This window comes from Runella sp. R5_40 (assembly GCF_057652295.1).
Map to the genome: position 1 here is coordinate 35,016 of NZ_JBYFCH010000018.1, position 21,149 is coordinate 56,164.

The following is a 21,149-nucleotide window of genomic DNA, read 5'->3' on the forward strand; positions in this document are numbered from 1 at the left end:
GCACCTGAGGTATTATACATAATCGCCGTGTTTGATCCACATGGGTTTCCTGACAACGTTGGCAAAGTACCAACACAGCCCGATGCCGATGTTAATGTCGTCCCTGCTGGATCGCCTGGCAACGCATTAACAGTATAACTTACTGGAGTACGTGTACTCTCACAGCCACCAGCATCTACACACGCTACATATAATGTAAAGGTACCAGCATTTGGTGTCGTCCCTGGTAATACTGTCGTCGTGCTTCCTGTAGCATCAGTATATAGTTTAACTGTTCCTGCACAAGTTGTTGACGCTTGCTGCAATGGCTCGCCTTGGCACAATGTACTCTTAACAAATGTAATCGTTCCCGCAGCAACTTCTGTTACTGTCAATGTTACCTTCGAACGCGTCGTCGATTCACATCCTGCACTTTCACATGTCAAGTAATAATCCGTAGTTGATGCTGGTGCAGATATAGGGAATGCCAATGCTGTTCCACCTGTCGCTGCTGCATAAACTTTAATCGTTCCTGAACATGTACCACCAAAATTAAGTGTTGTACTTGCTGTAATCAATGACTTACAAATAGTAGAACCTCCTGTTGGAACATTCGTCGTAACAATTGCATCAGTCAATGTTGGGAAAGCATTTACAGTGTAAATTGCATTCTGAGCATTAGCTGAAATACAGCCTGCTGCACTCTGACACTTAACTACTACAGTCTTTGCTCCTGCTGTCGCTACATCAGCGTCACCAAAAATGGCACCTGAGGTATTATACATAATCGCCGTGTTTGATCCACATGGGTTTCCTGACAACGTTGGCAAAGTACCAACACAACCTGAAGCCGATGTCAATGTAGTCCCTGATGGATCGCCAGGAGCTGCGTTTACAGTATAACTTACTGGGGTACGTGTACTCTCACAACCACTAGCAGCAACACATGCTACATATAATGTAAAGGTACCAGCATCAGGTGTTGCACCAGGTAATACAGTTGTTGTATTACCTGTGGGGGTAGTATATAATTTAACTGTTCCTGCACATGTTGTTGACGCTTGCTGCAATGGCTCGCCTTGGCACAATGTACTCTTAACAAATGTAATAGTACCAGGATCTACTACTGAAGCTACAGTAAATGTTGAACCTACTGTACCTGTTGCTGCACAAGCACCAGTAGCATCTACTTTATAACGGAAATACACTGTTTTACCAGCAGCTGCCACTGGGATAGTGATATTTTGGCCGCCAGCATTTGCGGGCGTACCAACTGCTGCTGCATATGGCCCAAAAGTACTAATAGGCAAGTTAGTAGCTTGGTCGAGGATTTCCAAAATAAGCGCGTTTGCACTACAACCTGACTCAACGACAGTAGGGGTTTGCGTTGTAAAAGTTGATCCGACACAAAGCGGACTAGATGGCGCTACTGTAAAAGTAGGGGCAGAAATTGTGGTAACCCCCTGTGCCCAACTTGCCAATGCAACCATTAGTACTGCGCAAAGCGAAAGTAAAAATTTGATTGGTTTCATTTGAATTAATTTAGTTTAACATACTTGTTCGGAAAATTTTAGCAAATGGCCACATTTTTAAGGCGGCACAGTTACTGTTTTTCTAAATGGCCTTACCGAGTACTCCCACTCCCAAGAGCCGACTGCACATAAGGGTCAGTTAGGGTCTTCCTTTGTTTCTGGGTGATGTAAGTTTAAAAAGGTAAAACATAGCTTAGTTTTAGTGATGGCTTTGATAATTGAATATGACTGAAATTAGCCATTGTAGCAAACCACACACAATTTATGACTCACAAAAATACAATAAGTCTCAACAATACAAAAAAATAGAATCGGGTATTTTTAAGTTTTTTTTAATGATAGTGCCGTATTGATTGAAATTTTCACAAACGGAGCACTTTAGGGTAGAGAAACAAATATAACATACATATATATATAACAATTATATATATACACACACATAACATGAAAGATTGTAATTGAACTAATAAGAAGCAACAATTATTAAACATCTTTTCTAGATTGAACTAGTTATAGATCAAATCAAAAAAACTCATATATCTTCTATCTTGTCTATATTTATAATATTTTATATTGAAAGTTTTTTTGTAAAGTCAAAACATATATATATCTGTATATTAATGATTTATGGCGAATTGATACTAATTTCAGTGTACTATTTTAAGTAACTCGTGCATGTATAACTAGTTTCATTGTTATGGTAAGTGCATTTAAATTACTTTGATGTGTGGATAATGATATTGTCATTTTCTTCATATCTTTGCATCACAAATTAAAAAAAGCAAATTCATACCCAACAAAGACTCAGTTAAACTACAAAGTTCTTGCTGAATTTTCAATGGAGAGTTAGTAAAAAGCACAAGAATTACTATTGAAATGTAAATTTTTGAACAAAGTGTATGAACACTATCACAATTCTAAAAAACAAAATGAGCCAAGATTCTGACAAATACCGCCAATTAAAGGGTTTATTGTCAAAAATTCAAATATATATAATTTTAATAAATATGATAGTGGTTGGCAACACTAGTATATTTGCCCAGGGGATTAACTTCCACAACACTACATTCCAACAAGCTTCAGAGGCCGCAAAGAAAGCTAATAAAATACTCTTTGTTGAAGTTTATTTAAATGGTTGTCCCCACTGCGCTGCACTTGCTCCAATACTACAAGAAAAAAGAGTAGGTGATTTTTATAATACAAACTTTGTAAGTATAAAAATAGAAGCAAATTCAGAAGATTCAAAATTTTTACAGCAACAAAAAGGGTTAGCTTATGTAGAGTTTCCTATGTTCTTCTTTTTTGATCAAATAACAGGTACTACCATACATCAGGCATCACCAGCAGAACAAAAGAATAAGAATATAGCAATTGAAGAGGTGATAAAACACGGCACAGAAGCACTAAATCCGAATTTAAGAACGATTAGTTACCCAAGCCGATTTGCAAAAGGAGAAAGAGATTTTTTATTCTTGGTTAACTATGCAAAGTTCACTAAGGCAACAAAAAACAGTGAAATGCTTCATCAATTAAATATAGAAATTGCAAAAATTGTCACAAAGCCTGTAGATTTAGAAGGGGAAACTGGGTTTTATTTAATTCAGAGATTGATTGATGACTACGAGAACCCAATCGCTAAATATTTCTTCAAAAACCTAGAAAAGTACAAGTTAAAATATTCATCAAAGGATGTTAAAGATGCTGGTGAAAATATAATATACACCACGTTATATGGCAGTAATAAAGAAATACCAATACAAGAAATTAAAAATATACGGCAATCACTAATCAAGTTAGGGGTACCTGCACAACTAGCAGATGCTCGTACCGTTTTAAAAGAAATTGAAGCCTATTTTAAATCCAAAAACACATTAAAAGCTACTGAACGACTAAATGAATATAGAAAAACACAAAAACTTACAATTCAAGACTATGCCTATCTTATAAAATATTTTAATGAGAAGGCAACTGATAATAGTTACACAAAATCCCAATTGATTTGGGTAGAAGAAGCATTAAAATTAGCACCAAAAAAAGATAAAAAAGAAGTAGCCGACGTATATCTAGAGCAAGGCAAAACATTTCTTCGATTAAATAGGAAAGACGATGCTAAAAAGAGCTTTAACAATGCAGTAAAAATTGCCCAAATGCTAAAAATAGACACAAAACCCTATTCAGACGCGTTAAGACTGTAGCTAATGCGAAAGCAGATAATCTAGTGAGCAATCTATGGGTAAACCAATAAAGTAGTGATTTTAATCATATAAATCAATGTGAAATATATCAGGACAAAAAACGTAAAATTGATGCTAATATTACTGATGATAGTAATAAAAGGTGTGTATTCGAAAAATATCAAAGATACATCTTCAGTTATAAAATCATCATTTGAACTTGAACTAGGGACTGGAATTTCAAGTAATAATCAAATGCCATTTTGGGCCAGAAGTTTACAATATGGTACAATACCATTGAATTCAAATTTTGGTTACATAAATTCAAAGAACCTAATACAAATATCAAGTAAAAGAAAACAACGAGTATGGAGTAGTGAATTCGAAATATTCACAAAATTTCAAAAAGGTGTGTCACTAATTGTGCCAGTTATAAATACATCATATAAAAACAGAACAATTGAAATATTTGCTGGGAGAAAAAAAGAGGTCTATGGATTATACGATACAACAATGAGTGCTGGGTCATATATATGGTCAGGAAATTCAATACCAATCCCTAAAATACAAATAAGTACTAACGGGTTTAAATCAATATACAAAGATATAATTTCAATCCAAGCTACACTTGCACATGGATGGTTTGGTAAGGAAAGTTTCGCCTATGGTTACTATTTGCATCAAAAAACTTTTTTTGTAAAAATTGGCAGAAATAATAAAGCAATTAATTTTTATTCAGGTATCTCGCATTTTGCCCAATGGGGTGGATACGCACCTATTTTAATAGGGCTTAACAGAACAGCACCTGATGGTGCATTGCCAAAATCATTTAAAGATTTTTTATATATAGTAACAGCAAAAAATATGCCACAAGGAGGTAATCTAAGCCAATTTGACACAGAAAATCGTTTAGGTAATCACATTGGATCAATTGATTTAGCAGTAAATATTCAAAAAAAAAAGGATTATTGGTTAATTTATGTACAACATCCAGTTGAAAATGCTCCAGGTCTTTGGAATAATTTTCCTGATGGTGTATATGGCATAAAGTGGCTAAATAAAAGAAAATCTAAAAAATTTAGACTAAAACAAATTACATTAGAAAAAATAACATTGTTAAATCAAGGAATACAATACAATGATAAATATGGATACATGATAAATGACTATTTTAATAACTCTCAATACATGGATGGATGGTCTTATAGAGATAACGTTATTGGGACGCCCTTACTAACCCTAAGAACGGACACAAAAACAAAATGGTTTAATAACAGAGGTCTTTATTCAAACAAAGACTATCAGCAAATTAATGGGAATTATATAAATTCTAATAATATTTCAGCAATTATAAAATATAATCATTCTATTGAAATAAAATTCAGGGCAACATTTAGTAATTATTATAAATATAACGACAATGGCTTATTTATAAATCCTGTAAATCAATTTTCAGGAAATATAGATTTAAAGAAAGAGTTCCTAAAGGCAAGAGCATCGATTCAAGTCACTAGTTCAATAGATAAAGGAGAGTGGTTAAATGACAAGATAGGTTTACTAATAAAATTTAGAAAAACATTTAAGTAGCTAATAATTCAAGAAAGAATAAAATGAAAAAAATATTTTCAAATCTCGGGTTAAATGCTTATAAAGTTTTAGGTCTAAAACTTTATATTTTATATATATTCTGCGTGATAAAAAATGCAAAATATATCCTGAGAAACAAAAATTTAATCAGTGTTGATAGAGCGATGACAAGATACCTATCCGAAGCGAAATTTAAACTTCTTTTTAACAATAAACACGTAAAAATTGATATAAAAGAATTAGATATAAAAATAAAAGAAGATTCATATAGTTTTGGTTTAATAAGAGAATTATTAATTAGGAATTGTTATTTCAAATTTCACAATAACTTAGATTTCAATAACATAAAAACAGTCATAGATTTAGGTTCAAATAGAGGAATTTTTAGTATTATGTGCTCATCGTTTGCTGACAAAATAGTGTCAGTAGAGGCCGATGACAAATATAATGAGCAGTTCATTTCTAACATGAATAAAAATAATTTCAAAAACATTACTATAGTAAACAAATTTATCGGTGGCATAAATAAAAAAGAAAATTCAACAAAAATGCCTAAAATAAGTTTAAGTGAACTAATGTTTTTAAATGATATAAAAGTTATTGATTTTTTGAAAATTGATATAGAAGGAAGCGAGTATGATTTATTCAATAAAACTGAAGATTCAATTTTCGGTAAAATAAAAAATATATCTATGGAATTACACCCAGAAAATGGAAAAAACAGTACAATTGTCAAAAAATTAAAGAAAAATAATTTCCACTTTATTCTTAAAGATGATTCATTTAATGATGTAGTAGAAATCGAAAAAGGGTGCTTTATTTACGCCCAAAATTTAGAGTGGATTTAACATGGAATACCTACTAGAGTTTACAATATCATTATTAACAATAATAATATCAACTTTAATTATTATATATAATTACAAAGCTGGTGAATTATATTCACCTATAGTTATACTAAATTTTCTTTTCATAATACATTATGCTTTACCAGATCTATTTTTAAATTACTCATTAAAAAATGTTTTTTCACCTTTAAATTTACAATATTCTAAGGAAGCAAGTATTTATTATTTCATGGCATTCTTGTTAATTAATTGTCTCAATTTGTTATTAAAGAGAAGTGGCAAGAAATTACAAATCACTAATAAAAAGTTAGAATGGAGTAAAAAAAAGAGTTTAATATTAATATGTTTATTATTTACAATTGGATATTTATCACGTATTTATATTATTGATAATAATTCATATTTTCAGATAACTAGGTCAGGTAAACAAGAAAACATAGATAATGCTGGTTATGCATTTATATTTACATTTGAAAAACTTCCTTTAACGTGTCTACTGATTTCTATTATAATATATATCAAATCAAAAATAAAGAAGTGGAGAAATATAAGTTTAATTATTTTTTTTTCAGAAATAGTATATTGGTTACCTACTGGAAGAAAAGAAGAACTGATAAGTACAGTTATTTTCCCATTTATTTTAATATTTATTATAGATAAAAAGCTTATTAGTTTAAAGAAAACAGTCATTTCCATTTCTTTTATAGTATTATTATTTCCAGTTACACGTTATTTTAGAGATGCACAAGGAGTTGCAATTTTATCTTTAAGTAATTTGACATTTAAAGAAATTGTAGAAGAATTAAAGAGCAGTTCTGAAGCAGGACTAGATTTATATAAAGAAGCTCCAAATGATAATGAAAAAGGCGGAGGTGCTTTTACAAGGCTTTACTTAAAACAAGAAATTGCCGCAGCTATAAGGATAACAAAAAATGATGGACTATGGCTAGGAAAATCTTACGAAGGGTTATTTTTTAACATTATACCAAGATTTCTATGGAAAAATAAACCAGAAATATCATATGGAAATGAATTTGGAAAATTAGCAGATTTATTAACGGATGATGATAATCAAACATCTGTAGCGGCTACAATTCTGGGCGAAGGTTTTTTAAATCTTGGATGGATAGGTTGGCTACCTTTATTGTTATTTCTGATGATTATGAATGTGCTTTACCATCAAATGAGCTGTAATAAAAACACATATACTTTTATATTTATATATGTTTCAATTTTAAAATTTTATTTCAACATTGGTATCGAATTTACAGGTTTAATTACGAGCATTTACAAACTATTACCATTTTATTATCTAATTTGTAAAATAATTCAAAAGTAATGTGTGGGTTTAGCGGCATAATTTCAAATAAAAAAACAGGCACAAATTACATTGATTTTTTAAATAAATCAATTAATTTATTACAGCATAGGGGCCCTGATTATACTGGTATATACCATAATAAGGGGATTTATTTAGGGCATAAAAGGTTAACAATAATTGACAATAACGTTTCATCAAATCAGCCAATTTTTGATGAAACAAAAAAATGGGTAATTGTATTTAATGGGGAAATTTATAACTACAAAAGTCTATACAACGACTATCTAAGTGACAATAAATATGTCAATAAAAATAGTGATACTTCTGTTTTATTATACTTATATATAAAATTTGGAGTAAAATGTATATCCTTATTAAATGGAATGTTTGCGTTTGCAATTGTCAATTTAGAAACAAGAAATCTAATTTTAGTAAGGGATAGATTTGGAGAAAAACCTCTATATTGGACTAACGATGAAGAATATTTCGCATTTTCTTCTGAATTAAAGTCGTTAAAAATTTTACCAAAAACTGTCAAAAATGGAATAAATCCAGAATCATTATTAGCTTATACATTAAATGGATGTATTGCAGCTCCAAAAACGATATTTAATAATATCCAGCAGGTTGAGGCATCTCATTACATTATCATAAAAAATAATCAAATTATTGAAAATCGTTGTTATTGGGACTTAATGACTGAAACACAAAAATATACCAATATTTTCAACAATAAATCGAATCCAAACGAAATTTGGAATTTAACTAATGAGTATTTAAATTATGCTATAAAAACAAGATTAGTAAGCGATGTTGAAGTAGGTTATTTCTTAAGTGGAGGAATCGATTCAGCCTCAATTGTAGCTCTCGCATCAAATGCTTACTCAGGCCCTAAGAAGGCAATTACGATTGACTTCAATGATATAAATTTATCTGAATATAAAATAGCAAGTATAACAGCTAAAAAATTTAATGTTGAATTAAAAAGATATATACTTGAAAAAGATTTTTTTATTAAAAATATTGAATCTTTTTTTAAATATATGGATCAACCTACCGTGGATGGATTTAATACATTCTTTTTATCAATTTTTGCAAAAGAACAAAATATAAAAGTTTGGTTATCTGGCGTTGGAGGAGATGAGTTATTTTGTGGTTACAGAAGTTTTCACCACCTTTCTAATAGAGAAGCAGTTAGAAAATATGCAAAATATTTTCTTCCAGATATTGTATTGAAATACCTCATTAGAAACTATGGTGACACTAATTTAAAAATTTCTAAATTAATTCATTTATTTATGGGTAAAGAAGATGATGGTTTAGAAGCATATAATTCGCTAAGGAGAGTTATTCCAATATTGAATGCTAATAAATTGATAAAAGAAAATTTTTCTAATTTATCTAAATCAAGTAAAAATAGTCTTAGATTCAATAATAGTAGTTTTAGTAACCAATTACAAAAAACCTCTGTTTTCGAAAGTGGAATCTATATGAGAGATCTCTTGTTAAGAGACATAGACAATTTTTCTATGAGTAGTTCTATTGAAGTAAGGGCTCCATTTCTTGAACACAATTTATGGGAGTTTGTAATGGCTTTACCCACAAGTATTCGTTATAATAAATTAGAAAAAAAGACATTGTTAATCAATAGTTTAAATAATCGATTGCCAACTGAAGTTATTAACCAACCTAAGAAAGGGTTTGGATTTCCACTATACAGCTGGCTAAAGGAAGATACAGAATTAAAAGATGTTATTCTAGACAAAAGTTTTGAAGAAATATGGAATTTAAAATATGTCGAACGTTTATTTACATTATTTGAAAACAACAAAATATCTTGGGAAGTACTATGGCCCATATATTCATTTAACAAATGGGCGATAAATAATTTATAAAAATGAAAAATTTAAATGATTTTTACATCACAGATTTTATAAAAAAATATTTTACAAAATCTGAATTTAAAGAAAGCATTTTAGATTTAGGGTGCGGATTGTTGCCATATAAAAAATTTTACGAACCTAAATTTGAAAAGATTTTTTTAGCTGATTATGAAAACAGGCATGGTTCTATAGATATAATATTTGCGGATGCTCACAATTTACCTTTTGAAGACAATAAATTTGATGTTATACTTTTCTCTGAAGTATTAGAACATCTTAAAAATCCTGAAAAATCAATACAGGAAATAAGTAGATGTTTAAAAAAAGGTGGTGAATTAATTATAACATTCCCATTCAATTATCAATTACATGAAGTACCTGTTGATATGTATAGATTTACTGAATTTGGAGCTAAACAATTATTTGACTCAAATAACTTAAAAATAAAAAAAATTGTAAGAAGAGGAAACATTATATCATTAATTTTTACACTAAACCTATTTCTTATTGATTACATCTTAGAATCACTAACAAGAATAAAATATATAGGATTTTTATTAAAATATGTACAAACTTTATTCCATAAATTATTCGAGCTTTTTTTTAAACTTTTATTCATTTTTTTAAAAAACAGTAAAGGTTCTAATCCAAGTGAAGTTGGAAACAACCTGAAGGGAATTAATTGCATATATAATTGGCATTTAGGATATTGCTTTGTTTGTGAAAAAAAATAAAAAAATATTATTTCTTATACCTTCAATCAGCGAAATAGGTGGCTCGGAAAAATCATTCCGTAGTTATATTAGTATGATTGAAAAAGATTACGAAATACATATATTTGTATTTAGTGGTACTTTCAAATGGTATGCTCCTTCCAATGTAACATTTCATACATTCGAAGCATTAAGAACAAGTGATTTAATACTATGGTATAAAATTATTAAACTTAGTTACAAAATAAGACCCGATGCAATTTGTGCTTGGTCAATTATAAGCGCAATCCCATTATTGTTTGTTAAATCAATTTTGTATAAAACCGAAATTTGGGTTTCATTAAGAGATTCAATAAATTCGTACAAGCTATATAACTATAAATTCTTAACAAAACTTTTATTGTATATTTTAATAAAATATCGTTTAAAAAAAGCAAATTTAATATATTCTAATTCTGTTGAGAATATTAATGATACAATCAAATATAGTGGAATAAGCCCTCAGTACATTTACATGCCTAATTCTGTTGACTTTGAAAGTATAAAAACACTTTCTGAAGTTGAGTTTTACAATAATTTATATAAGTCAGAAAAATCATATAAATTATTGTTTGTCGGAAGACTTACTTATCAAAAAGGTGTGGATACTTTATTGAAAGCTGTTTCAAAATTAACATTTGAATGGGAGTTAATTATTTATGGCAGTGGAGATGAATTAGACAACCTTAAATCTTTATCAGACAAACTTGAAATAAGCGATAGGATAATTTGGCTAAGTGGCTCTAATCCATATCCATTTTACAAATTTTGTGATATTGTTGTCTCCGCGTCACGGCATGAAGGATTTCCAAATGTATTAATAGAAGCTTTATCTCTTGGTAAAGCGTTTATATCATCTAACTGTAAAACTGGAATTAATGAAATATCAAAAAATCAGACATTAGGTTTAGTATTTCAAGTCGATGACATAAATGATTTAATAAACAAGTTAATATTTGCCTATGAAAATCCAGAAATTATAAAAAAGATGGGAGCTGATGGTAAAATATTTGTTTATGATAACTTCAGATATGACTATGTTAAAAACTATAATTTATCTCAATTGAATGATTATTTTAAAAAAAATCTCAAGAAGTAGTTTATTTAAAAATGTTTCTTGGACATTTTTTTCAAATATTACAATAGGTATAATTAGTTTTTTGTCAATTCTTTACTTTAACAATATTTTAAATCTACAAGAAATAAGTAAATATGCAATTATAAGTTCAACTTTAGAAATCGCGTGGGCTTTTATAAATCTTGGTCTTAATCAATACTTAATAATTAATCCAAATAATAATATTGCGCGTGATAATATAATCATTTTGTTTTTTTTTCAATCATTTATTATTTTTATTATATCATTTTTTTGTATATTATTTTTTTTAGATTTTGATAAGTTTACTATATTTTCCACTTTACTTTTAACAGTAGGAAAATGCTTTGAAAATTTAACAACAATACTTTATGCAAACGATGAAGCGAATTTAAATTATAAAAAAATATCTATTTATCGTTCTTACTCAAAATTACTAGGTATAGCTATCGGCTTTATTTTAACATTTGTGACAAAAAATTATTTTATATTTGTATATCGTGACTTTTCAGCCAATATAGCATTATTCATTTTTTACTACGAAAGAAAAAAAACACATCTAAAGTTGTCATTTGATAAACAAGAGATAAAGTATATATTTAAATTTATTTATAAAATATATACTTTAAATATATTAGAAAGGATTACAAGTAAAATTGATGTAATAATAATAAAAACACTTTGGGGTTTGGAGTTTGTTGGCCAGTATTTTTTAGTTAAAAATATCATTGATGGAATATTAGGTTTTTTACTGTTCCCCATTCAAACTGTATTGTATGGTTTTTATTGCAAAAATAAGCAAAATATCACTGTAATTTTTAAAAACATAAAGTATTTCACATTTTTGAGCATGTTTTTATTATTTATAATACTAATTACTACTAGTTTTTTTTTAAAAAATCTTGAAAATTATCTTAAAAACATAAATATATATTTTATAAATGGCTTTCTAGTATACTCATTTTCAATATTAATGTTTGAAAACCTTAAAGTATTTTTAATTTCTCAAAATATAAGTTTTATAGGCATAACAACAAGGCTTTTTCAATTATTCGCACAGATTTTAATTTACTATTTTGTATTATATAATGGTACTAACAATTTTAATTTTTCAATACTAATCTCTTTTCCATTTCTATTACTAGTTATTTTTACTCTATTTATAACTAATAATAGAATCTCAAAATCAAATGTCTAAAATATTAGTAACTGGCGCAGCTGGCTTTATTGGGTTTCATGTATCTTTAGCCTTAGTTTTAAAAGGTCATACTGTTATTGGTATAGATAATATTAACGATTATTACCCAATATCGCTTAAATACGATAGACTTTCAGAATTTGGGATTCACAGTTACGACATACATTACAACAGGCTAACTTTAAGTAGTTTATATGACAATTTTTCATTTATGCGGCTTGACATTGAAGATTCTACAAATTTAATGTTATTATTTCAAAAAGAATCTTTTGATCAGGTTATTCATTTAGCAGCACAGGCAGGTGTAAGGTATAGTTTAGAAAATCCAAGAAGTTATATTCAAAGCAATGTCGTAGGTTTTTTAAATATTCTTGAAGGGTGCCGAATGTTCCAAATTAATCATTTACTTTTTGCAAGTAGTTCTAGTGTTTATGGATTAAATACAAAACTTCCTTTTTCAACCGATGATAGAGTTGATACACCTGTAAGTCTCTATGCTGCAACAAAGCGATCAAATGAATTAATGGCTTTTTCATATTCTCATTTATATAATTTACAAATAACAGGTTTACGCTTTTTCACTGTTTACGGCCCTTGGGGGAGACCCGATATGGCACCGTTTTTATTTACTGATGCTATCTTAAATAATAAACCTATTAAAGTCTTCAATAATGGCAATATGTCAAGAGATTTTACCTACATTGACGACATTGTTAATGGGATTTTAAAGATTTGTTTTTTTTACATTGAGAACCCTTCTATAAATAAATATAACATTTTTAACATCGGCAAAGGAACTCCAGTAGCATTACTAAAATTTATAAATTTATTAGAAACCTCACTTAATAAAAAAGCAATTCTAAAAATGGAGTCAATGCAAATTGGAGATGTAGAATCGACTTGGGCGGATATCACAGCATTAAAAAATACTATAAATTACACTCCAATGACTGATATTGAGAATGGTATTCAAGCGTTAACTCAATGGTATTTAAATTATTACCGCACAAAATAAAATGATTAAGGTAAAGTTTATTTTCATTTCATTAATGGTACTAAGCTCAAGTGCATATTCTGTTACTGCCAATATTCATAATAATTTAATAAATAGCATTAATGTTAAAAATACAATTGATGTTCGAGATTTTGGTGCAATTGGCAATGGTGTTGCGAATGATGTAAATGCAATCCAAAAAGCATTAATTGAAGGCTACATTCAGAATAAAACAGTTATTGGTCATAAAAATGACATCTATTTCGTTAATTCACAAGGATTAAAGGAATTTATGACTTCTTCCGTAACCAATTTGGCATATTGTTTAGAAATACCCTCTGGAGTTACTTTTGATTTGCGTGGCGCTACTATAAGAAGTAAAAGTGATGCAGTACTTATTTCTAATAAAAATTCATCAACGTGCATAGATGCTAAAATAAAAATTCTTAATGGAACACTCGATGGAAGTTGTTGTTTACTTCATGAAAAACCATTTATTTTCTTTTATGGTGTCAACGAACTTTTTTTAGAAAATATAACAGTGACAAATACTACTCACTTAGTAAGTACATTTACAAATATTACAAATAGTTATTTTAATAATTTAATAGCAAAAAATGTAAAAGGAAATTGTTGGCAATTTGGATTACCGACTGAAGGTCAAGAAGTTAGAAATTCATCATTTGGTAACATTTATGCCTATGATGTTTTCCCTGAAAACGAGCCTATTTATCCAGGCGCTCCGTTTATTGGAAACTTAGTCAATTGTAAAATTAACTTATTGAAAGCAGAAAATGTAGGTAGTGGTTTAAAAATTCAACATGGAAGCAGTGATGTAATTATTCATAAAATTATATTAAAAATTTCAAACAATAAAAACTACAATTCTGGACTTAAAATTCAAGGGCTTAGTAATAACTATGTTAAAAATATAGTTGTAGATACAGTATTAAGTTCAAATCAAATTGGTAGTGGACTTTATATTGATATGGCTGATAATATAAAAATAAACTATTATTTAGGAAATAATAATTCACAAGATGGTTCTTACCCCGATATTTGGTTATCAGGCAAAAATATCAATGTTAATACCCTAATTTCAAAAAAATCAGGTGGCTGTGGAATTATGTTTCGCCCAGAAGTTAACAACTATTTTTGCAATCAAATAATAGTAGATAATTTTGGAAAAAAAATCCCATCTCCAGCTATAGTTATTTTCGGCCCAAGTAAAGGTAAAATAGATTCAATAAACATTATCTCAAATAACAACATGCAAATTGGATTAAATATAGTAAATAATAATTGTGTCGGAATATGTAAAAAGATAAAATTTAAAGGTCTAGCAGAGTGCATGTTAATTTCCATTAATAAGGCGCCATTTTTTATTGACAACTTAATGTTAACTACTTTCCAAAGGGACTCAATGATCATACCTGTAAAAAATTATAAAATATTTAACATTACTTTAGGCTATCATGAGATCTATAATGGTCATTATTGGGAGAGACTTAAATAGTACTATTGTTCATTAACTACATACACAAATATTCCGCTTAATAATTTTATTAATCTTTCTAAAATTCTCAAAATAATGTGTGGTATCACTGGAATAGTTTCTTTTTCTTCAGAATATAAATCAGAAATTTTGTACTCTATTATTAAAAAGCAGACAAATAGCCTCAAACATAGAGGTCCTGATTCAGAAGGTATTTTCATTAAAGATGGAGTTGCTCTAGGTCATAGAAGATTATCAATAATTGATTTGAATGAAATTTCAAATCAACCGCTGCATGATGTATCAAAAAGATATACAATTGTATTTAATGGCGAAATTTATAATTACAATGAAATAAAATCTAATATAAAAGATTATTCTTGGCAAACGTCATCTGATACTGAAGTAATATTAGCCTCTTTTATAAAATGGGGAGAAAAATGTTTAGAAAAACTTAATGGGATGTTTGCTTTTGCTATTTGGGATAATGTCCAAAAAGAGCTTTTCATCGCAAGAGATAGATTAGGAGTAAAACCTTTATATTATTTCTTAAAAAATAACTTATTAATATTTAGTTCTGAATTAAAAAGCATTTTAGCTTCTGATATTGTAGAAAGGAAACTTAACTTTGATTCAGTTCTTGATGTGTTGCAAACACAATCTGTTAAGACTCCAAGGAGTATTATTGAGAGTCTCAATCAGATTCCTCCTGGTTATTTTGCCAAATTTAACAAGGAAGGCTATACACATCAATCGTATTGGAAAATTGACAATTTCAATTTAAATCCATATAGATTATCCCTAGATGAAACACTCATCAAAGTCAGGGAGCTTGTTAGTAATTCAATTAAGAGTAGAATGGTTTCAGATGTACCAGTTGGTGCATTCTTATCTGGTGGCATAGACTCTTCTATTGTTGTTGGTGAAATGGCAAAGTACACACACTTACCTATCAAAACCTTTAGTATAACTTTTAATAATAAAGATTATGACGAATCAAAATATTCAAGGCTTATTGCTCGTAAATATTCTACTAATCATGAAGAGTTTCTCCTCGACCCAAAATATTTAATTGAGGAGATTCCCAATTTTTTTCAGGTTATGGATACACCAACTGTCGATGGCATAAATACTTATATTATATCTAAAATCGTCGCTAAAACTGGAATCAAAGTTATCTTATCTGGAATTGGTGGGGATGAATTATTTGCTGGATATTCAGGGTTTAATAGGTATAAAAATTTCACATTTTATCCTTTCAACTTTTTTCATAAATTTATTAAATTCCAAATTCCAAATCATAGTAGGTCTTCCAATAAAATCAACTCTCTTTTAAATCAAAAAGAGCTAACCTTAAATGAATTTTACAAGATTAATAGATCGATTTATTTAAATGAAGAAATTACCAGAATTTATGGTTCCCCACTAAATAATCCATTTTGGGTTAATCTAAATACTCCATCTATAAAATCCTACCCTATTTTAAGTCAATATTCAATTGCTGAACTAACAAATTATACTCTGGATGTCCTACTTAAAGATACTGATCAGATGAGTATGGCATCTTCTTTGGAAATAAGAGAGCCTTTTTTTGACTACAAATTAATTGAATTTATTTTGCAAGTTCCAGACAAGTTTAAATTCTCAACCCAAACTCCGAAAAATCTATTAGTAATGTCATTTAATAATCTACCAAATGAGGTAATTTACAGAACAAAAAAAGGTTTTTCCTTTCCTTGGGATAGTTGGATACGCACTAGTTTAAAAGATTTCTGCGGCGATAATTTAAGCGATCTAAATAAAAGAGATATTTTCATAAAAAAAGGTGTATCAGAAATATGGGAAGATTTTCTAAACAAACGTAATGGCATTTCTTGGTTACATATTTGGTCTTTAGTTTGTGTTGAGTCTTATTTAAGAACTAATAAATTATGAGCTTGCCTAAAAAAATTATTTTTCCCGTGGGTGCATTGTATCCAAACGAATCAGGAGGTGTTAGCCTTTCACTATACTGGCATTTAAAAGGTCTTTATTCGTCTGACAAATTTAAAATTACTGTTATAACAACTGATTATGGCATAAATCCTCAATTAATAACAAAAGATAAATGGATAAATACCGACTATGGAAAAATTATATATTTGTCAACTTATAATATAAATATAGCCTTTAGACTAATTATAAATTTCATTTTAAAAGTAAAGAAAAATGACCTAGTTCATCTTTCTTCAATTTTTTATCCTCCAACTATTGTATGTTTTTTTATAGCTAAAATATATAACAAAAAAATTATTTGGTCAACTAGAGGTTCTGTTGACGATGTTGAATTTCTAAAAAAAGGTTCACTAAAGAAATTTACGATTTTTTTACTTCGTTTTTTTATCAAAGACATTTTTTTTCATACTACCAGTTTAGCTGAAAGTGAGTTTGTAAAAAAGCAATTTGGAAAATCAGTTAACATAATTCAAATACCAAACTATATTGTTTTACCCCAAAAAATTAATATTAAAAAAGATAATTATTTCTTATACCTAGGTCGTTTTCATCAAAAAAAAGGAATTTTTGAACTTGTAGAAGCTCTTAAAATATCAAAATTATTTGTAAACTCTAAATTTATATTAAAAGTTGCAGGAAATTTCAAAAACGACTACGGTGAGCTTATTATAAAAAAAATAAAAGACTCTAATTTAGAACAAAAAATAAGTTTATTAGGAAGTGTAGAAGGTAATGAAAAACAATTACTATTAGCAAAAGCACATTTTTTATTTATGCCCTCTTTCTCAGAAAATTTTGGAATCGTTACAGCAGAAGCCTTAGCTCAAGGTACACCAGTCATTGCATCAAAATTTTCGCCTTGGCAATGTTTAGAATTTTATAATGCTGGCTATTGGATAAATAACACTCCTGAAGAGCTTGCTAAATATATTGATATTGTTATTTCACTATCTAACAATGAATATTTAACAATGTGTAAAAATGCATTACAGCTTTCTAACATAGAGCTTGATATTTTCACTAACATCCATCAATGGATTAAAGTTTACTCAAAATGCTTCGAAATTTAATTGAACTATTTAGTCGTAACGTTATCTTAAAGCGGAGACTACCTAAACAATTTGGTCATTTACCTATTTACGTTTCTCCTGATGCTGGTTTGCGATATTGGAAACTAAATATGTATCATAGACACAATGCCGAGATTTATCAAATTGTTAATGATTGCATTGAAGTTGGCGATTCAATATGGGATATTGGTGGCAGTGTCGGTATATTTTCTTTTCCTGCTATCTTTAAATCTGGCTCTAATGGCTTTTGCTTGATTATTGAAGCTGATTCATTTATGCAAAGAGTGTTACAAAAAACTATAAATTTGAATCCGTCTCTAAATGTGACGCTTCTACCTGTAGCTGTATCAGACAAAATTGGTTTTGCAGAACTTAATATTTCTAAAGTATCTCGAAGTATGAATTTCCTCAGTTTTTCGACTGGCTCTAATCTTTCAGGAGGTATCCGATCTACAATAACTGTTCCGACATTTAATTTAGATTCATTATTAGACACATTTTCTCCTCCCAATTTCTTAAAGATAGACGTTGAAGGCGCTGAAGTATCTGTGCTGCGTGGATCGACTAGAATATTAAATGAAATTAGACCATTAATATTAATTGAAGTATTTGACAATATTTCACATGATATTCAATCTATTTTAAATTTCTTTGATTATAAATACATTGATGCTAGGAATTATAATATAATCTCTTCGACAACTGAAGACTACTTATGTATTCCAAATGAAAAATACAAATTATTCTTAGCCAAAATAGGTAGGTAATATGAGGACGAAGCCAAGTTTAACTGTAATTATTTTAACATTTAATGAAGAGATACATCTAAATCGTTGTATTTCAAATGCCCTTCAAATTGCTGAAAGAGTTTGTGTAGTTGACTCATTTTCTACAGACAGTTCATTGGAGATTGCACAGTTGTACAATGTTGATATTTTCCAAAACAAGTTTTTAAACCAGGCCAATCAATTTCAGTGGGCAATTGATAATTGCAATATAACTACTGATTGGGTTATGAAACTAGATTCTGATGAGTATTTAACCCCTTCTCTAATTAATGAAATTCATTTAAAAATTCCTACTATGAATCCACGAGTTTCAGGGATTTTTCTAAAACTTAGGCAATACTATTTAGATAAATGGATTCGTTTTGGAGGTAGATATCCTTTAAAACTATTAAGGATTTGGAGAAATAAAAAAGGAGTTATGGAACAAAGATTAATGGATGAACATATCAAAATACTTGAAGGTGATTCTATTACTTTTGAAAATGATTTTATACATGACAATTTAAACAGTTTAACATGGATGACAAGTAAGCATAATCATTATGCTACTCGTGAAGCTATTGAACAACTAAATCAAGAATTTCAGTTTTATGACTCTGTTAACTTTATAGAATTCAGAAAAATATTAATAAATAGTACGCATCGAACTCGGTTTATAAAAGATACTCTCTATTCTAGCCGTTTATTGTTATTTAGAAGCATTTTTTATTTTTTATTCAGATACTTTATTCTTCTAGGTTTTTTAGATGGTAAAGAAGGTCTTATTTATCATTTTATTCAAGGTTTTTGGTATAGATTTTTGGCTGATGCTAAAATAATAGAAATAAAGCATTTAGCCAGAAAAAAAAACATACCAATTACTGTTGCTATTGAAGAATACACTGGAATTAAAATTCACGAAACATGCTAATTTACAATATTGATAAAATCAATTCAATCCTTAAAATACTTCTACATGAGAAAGGGGGTATAAGTTATCTCATGCACAATAGTGCATCTATTGCTTCATTCAATATTCTAATTGGAGCTTCAAAATTTATACCAGAGTTAGAATGTATTATTGATGTGGGGGCAAATATTGGCCAATTTGCTTTAGCAGCCAACAAGTTTTACCCTAATGCAACTATTCATAGTTTTGAACCTGTCCCATCAAGTTTTAAAACATTAATAAAAAATGTTAAAAATACCCCAAATGTTAATATTTATAATGTAGCTCTTGGTGATATATCTGACAACATATCTTTTTATCAAAATGCTCATTCTCATGCTAGCTCTGTATTAGAAGTTAGTAATTTTCAAAAATCTTCAGTACCAAAAACAAAAAATTTCCATAAAATAGAAGTCCAATGTTGGAGGTTAGATGATTTTTCATTCAAAATCCCAATTAAAGGATCTGCACTTTTAAAACTTGATGTTCAAGGTTTTGAAAAAAATGTTTTAATTGGCGCACAAAAGTTATTAGCTCAAATTGATTATATTGTTTTAGAAACATCATTCATTTCTATGTATAAGAATGAACCTCTTTTCGATGAAATGCATTCGTTTTTAAAAACACTTGGGTTTGTATTAATTGCCCCAATTGGTATTGTTCCAAGTAAAAATTTTGTTTTTCCTCAATTAGATATGCTATACCAAAAAGCCCAGCAGTAGTCATGAGTTTTTCAACTGTAACAATTTTAGGTATTCGATTCTTTACTGGACAAGTAGAAGATGTTTTTAGACAGCTTGAAAGTCATGGTGGATTACTTACTGCGCCTGCTGCTCCCAATTTAGCGGATATTCTTACAAAACAGGACTATTATGATGCCCTGTACAACTCTGATATTGTCATTCCTGATAGCGGCTATATGGTTTTGATTTGGAACTGGGTTTTACGCAAAAATCCAATCCAAAAAATCTCTGGATTAAAATTTATCAATTTTTTTCTCCAACATATTTCTTCAAGTCCAAAAAACCTTTTTCTAGTAAACCCTAGCGATGAAGAAGGCGAAGCCAACCGCCTTCTTTTGCATAAAAAAGGCGTCAAAATATCTGATAGTTGCATGTACACAGCCCCTATTTATTCAACACAGGTTGATGATCAAACTTTGCTTGAATTAATTGAGACTAATCAACCTCACTGGATTTTAATCAATATTGGGGGAGGAGTACAAGAAAAACTAGGTTTGTACCTACGCCAAAATTTATCATTTAAACCCGCCATTATTTGTACAGGTGCCGCAATTGCTTTTAAAACAGGCAAGCAAGTCCCCATCCCAGCTTGGATAGACCGCTTGTATTTAGGTTGGTTGGCAAGGTGCATATCTAATCCTCGCCTCTATATCAAAAGATACCTCAAAAGTTTTTACTTATTAATGATTCTCATTCGATACAAAGAAAAAGCACCCTACAAATCTGCTCATAAAATAGGCATACTAAATGCTTAAAATGGTTACCT

17 protein-coding genes are annotated in these 21,149 nt (G+C 29.1%); 16 read left to right on the forward strand and 1 reads right to left on the reverse strand.

Annotated features, from left to right (window positions below; translation table 11 throughout):
* Positions 1–1,511 (reverse strand): Ig-like domain-containing protein (locus AC23N5_RS23370; RefSeq protein WP_487757469.1); only part of this gene is annotated, 1,511 nt, incomplete at its 3' end.
* 899 nt (positions 1,512–2,410) lie between these two features.
* Between AC23N5_RS23370 and AC23N5_RS23375 the strand changes: the two genes are divergently transcribed.
* From AC23N5_RS23375 to AC23N5_RS23450, 16 genes are all read left to right on the forward strand, one after another.
* A complete protein-coding gene (locus tag AC23N5_RS23375; protein ID WP_487757470.1) occupies positions 2,411–3,706 on the forward strand; it encodes a hypothetical protein in 1,296 nt (431 codons plus the stop codon).
* Positions 3,707–3,817: 111 nt separating this feature from the next.
* Positions 3,818–5,272, forward strand: a complete 1,455-nt coding sequence (locus tag AC23N5_RS23380; RefSeq protein ID WP_487757471.1) for a capsule assembly Wzi family protein — start codon at positions 3,818–3,820, stop codon at positions 5,270–5,272.
* A 23-nt stretch (positions 5,273–5,295) separates the two neighbouring features.
* The gene (locus AC23N5_RS23385; protein WP_487757472.1) at positions 5,296–6,120 is read left to right on the forward strand and encodes an FkbM family methyltransferase; all 825 of its coding nucleotides are present in this window, start codon (positions 5,296–5,298) and stop codon (positions 6,118–6,120) included.
* A gap of 1 nt (position 6,121) precedes the next feature.
* Positions 6,122–7,459, forward strand: coding sequence for a hypothetical protein (locus AC23N5_RS23390; RefSeq protein ID WP_487757473.1), 1,338 nt, complete (start codon positions 6,122–6,124; stop codon positions 7,457–7,459).
* The gene (asnB, locus tag AC23N5_RS23395; RefSeq protein ID WP_487757474.1) at positions 7,459–9,336 is read left to right on the forward strand and encodes an asparagine synthase (glutamine-hydrolyzing); all 1,878 of its coding nucleotides are present in this window, start codon (positions 7,459–7,461) and stop codon (positions 9,334–9,336) included. The genes AC23N5_RS23390 and asnB (AC23N5_RS23395) overlap by 1 nt, the downstream gene beginning before the upstream one ends.
* A 2-nt stretch (positions 9,337–9,338) precedes the next feature.
* On the forward strand, positions 9,339–10,058 hold the full coding sequence (locus AC23N5_RS23400) for a class I SAM-dependent methyltransferase (protein ID WP_487757475.1): 720 nt from the start codon (positions 9,339–9,341) through the stop codon (positions 10,056–10,058).
* Between the two features lie 73 nt (positions 10,059–10,131).
* On the forward strand, positions 10,132–11,175 hold the full coding sequence (locus AC23N5_RS23405; RefSeq protein WP_487757476.1) for a glycosyltransferase: 1,044 nt from the start codon (positions 10,132–10,134) through the stop codon (positions 11,173–11,175).
* Positions 11,144–12,370 carry an oligosaccharide flippase family protein gene (locus AC23N5_RS23410; protein ID WP_487757477.1) on the forward strand — a complete coding sequence of 409 codons (1,227 nt, stop codon included), beginning with the start codon at positions 11,144–11,146 and terminating at the stop codon, positions 12,368–12,370. The genes AC23N5_RS23405 and AC23N5_RS23410 overlap by 32 nt, the downstream gene beginning before the upstream one ends.
* On the forward strand, positions 12,363–13,385 hold the full coding sequence (locus tag AC23N5_RS23415) for an NAD-dependent epimerase/dehydratase family protein (protein ID WP_487757478.1): 1,023 nt from the start codon (positions 12,363–12,365) through the stop codon (positions 13,383–13,385). The genes AC23N5_RS23410 and AC23N5_RS23415 overlap by 8 nt, the downstream gene beginning before the upstream one ends.
* Before the next feature lies 1 nt (position 13,386).
* Positions 13,387–14,880, forward strand: a complete 1,494-nt coding sequence (locus AC23N5_RS23420; protein ID WP_487757479.1) for a hypothetical protein — start codon at positions 13,387–13,389, stop codon at positions 14,878–14,880.
* A gap of 75 nt (positions 14,881–14,955) precedes the next feature.
* Complete coding sequence (gene asnB, locus AC23N5_RS23425) at positions 14,956–16,794, forward strand: asparagine synthase (glutamine-hydrolyzing) (RefSeq protein ID WP_487757480.1); 1,839 nt, start codon at positions 14,956–14,958, stop codon at positions 16,792–16,794.
* On the forward strand, positions 16,791–17,924 hold the full coding sequence (locus AC23N5_RS23430) for a glycosyltransferase family 4 protein (RefSeq protein ID WP_487757481.1): 1,134 nt from the start codon (positions 16,791–16,793) through the stop codon (positions 17,922–17,924). The genes asnB (AC23N5_RS23425) and AC23N5_RS23430 overlap by 4 nt, the downstream gene beginning before the upstream one ends.
* Positions 17,909–18,691: an FkbM family methyltransferase gene (locus AC23N5_RS23435; RefSeq protein WP_487757482.1), complete on the forward strand. Its 783-nt coding sequence runs from the start codon at positions 17,909–17,911 to the stop codon at positions 18,689–18,691. Before AC23N5_RS23430 ends, AC23N5_RS23435 begins: the two co-directional genes overlap by 16 nt.
* 1 nt (position 18,692) lies before the next feature.
* A complete protein-coding gene (locus AC23N5_RS23440) occupies positions 18,693–19,622 on the forward strand; it encodes a glycosyltransferase family 2 protein (protein WP_487757483.1) in 930 nt (309 codons plus the stop codon).
* Entirely contained in the window at positions 19,616–20,362 is a 747-nt protein-coding gene (locus tag AC23N5_RS23445) for an FkbM family methyltransferase (protein WP_487757484.1), read from the forward strand. Before AC23N5_RS23440 ends, AC23N5_RS23445 begins: the two co-directional genes overlap by 7 nt.
* Before the next feature lie 2 nt (positions 20,363–20,364).
* Positions 20,365–21,138, forward strand: a complete 774-nt coding sequence (locus AC23N5_RS23450; RefSeq protein ID WP_487757485.1) for a WecB/TagA/CpsF family glycosyltransferase — start codon at positions 20,365–20,367, stop codon at positions 21,136–21,138.
* The last annotated feature ends 11 nt before the right edge of the window (positions 21,139–21,149 follow it).

Bases quoted from the DNA above. Each gene is read 5' to 3' on its own strand.
- AC23N5_RS23375 (WP_487757470.1), top strand. From the start codon at position 2,411: ATGAACACTATCACAATTCTAAAAAACAAAATGAGCCAAGATTCTGAC.
- AC23N5_RS23380 (WP_487757471.1), top strand. From the start codon at position 3,818: ATGCTAATATTACTGATGATAGTAATAAAAGGTGTGTATTCGAAAAAT.
- AC23N5_RS23385 (WP_487757472.1), top strand. From the start codon at position 5,296: ATGAAAAAAATATTTTCAAATCTCGGGTTAAATGCTTATAAAGTTTTA.
- AC23N5_RS23390 (WP_487757473.1), top strand. From the start codon at position 6,122: ATGGAATACCTACTAGAGTTTACAATATCATTATTAACAATAATAATA.
- asnB (WP_487757474.1), top strand. From the start codon at position 7,459: ATGTGTGGGTTTAGCGGCATAATTTCAAATAAAAAAACAGGCACAAAT.
- AC23N5_RS23400 (WP_487757475.1), top strand. From the start codon at position 9,339: ATGAAAAATTTAAATGATTTTTACATCACAGATTTTATAAAAAAATAT.
- AC23N5_RS23405 (WP_487757476.1), top strand. From the start codon at position 10,132: ATGATTGAAAAAGATTACGAAATACATATATTTGTATTTAGTGGTACT.
- AC23N5_RS23410 (WP_487757477.1), top strand. From the start codon at position 11,144: ATGATTATTTTAAAAAAAATCTCAAGAAGTAGTTTATTTAAAAATGTT.
- AC23N5_RS23415 (WP_487757478.1), top strand. From the start codon at position 12,363: ATGTCTAAAATATTAGTAACTGGCGCAGCTGGCTTTATTGGGTTTCAT.
- AC23N5_RS23420 (WP_487757479.1), top strand. From the start codon at position 13,387: ATGATTAAGGTAAAGTTTATTTTCATTTCATTAATGGTACTAAGCTCA.
- asnB (WP_487757480.1), top strand. From the start codon at position 14,956: ATGTGTGGTATCACTGGAATAGTTTCTTTTTCTTCAGAATATAAATCA.
- AC23N5_RS23430 (WP_487757481.1), top strand. From the start codon at position 16,791: ATGAGCTTGCCTAAAAAAATTATTTTTCCCGTGGGTGCATTGTATCCA.
- AC23N5_RS23435 (WP_487757482.1), top strand. From the start codon at position 17,909: ATGCTTCGAAATTTAATTGAACTATTTAGTCGTAACGTTATCTTAAAG.
- AC23N5_RS23440 (WP_487757483.1), top strand. From the start codon at position 18,693: ATGAGGACGAAGCCAAGTTTAACTGTAATTATTTTAACATTTAATGAA.
- AC23N5_RS23445 (WP_487757484.1), top strand. From the start codon at position 19,616: ATGCTAATTTACAATATTGATAAAATCAATTCAATCCTTAAAATACTT.
- AC23N5_RS23450 (WP_487757485.1), top strand. From the start codon at position 20,365: ATGAGTTTTTCAACTGTAACAATTTTAGGTATTCGATTCTTTACTGGA.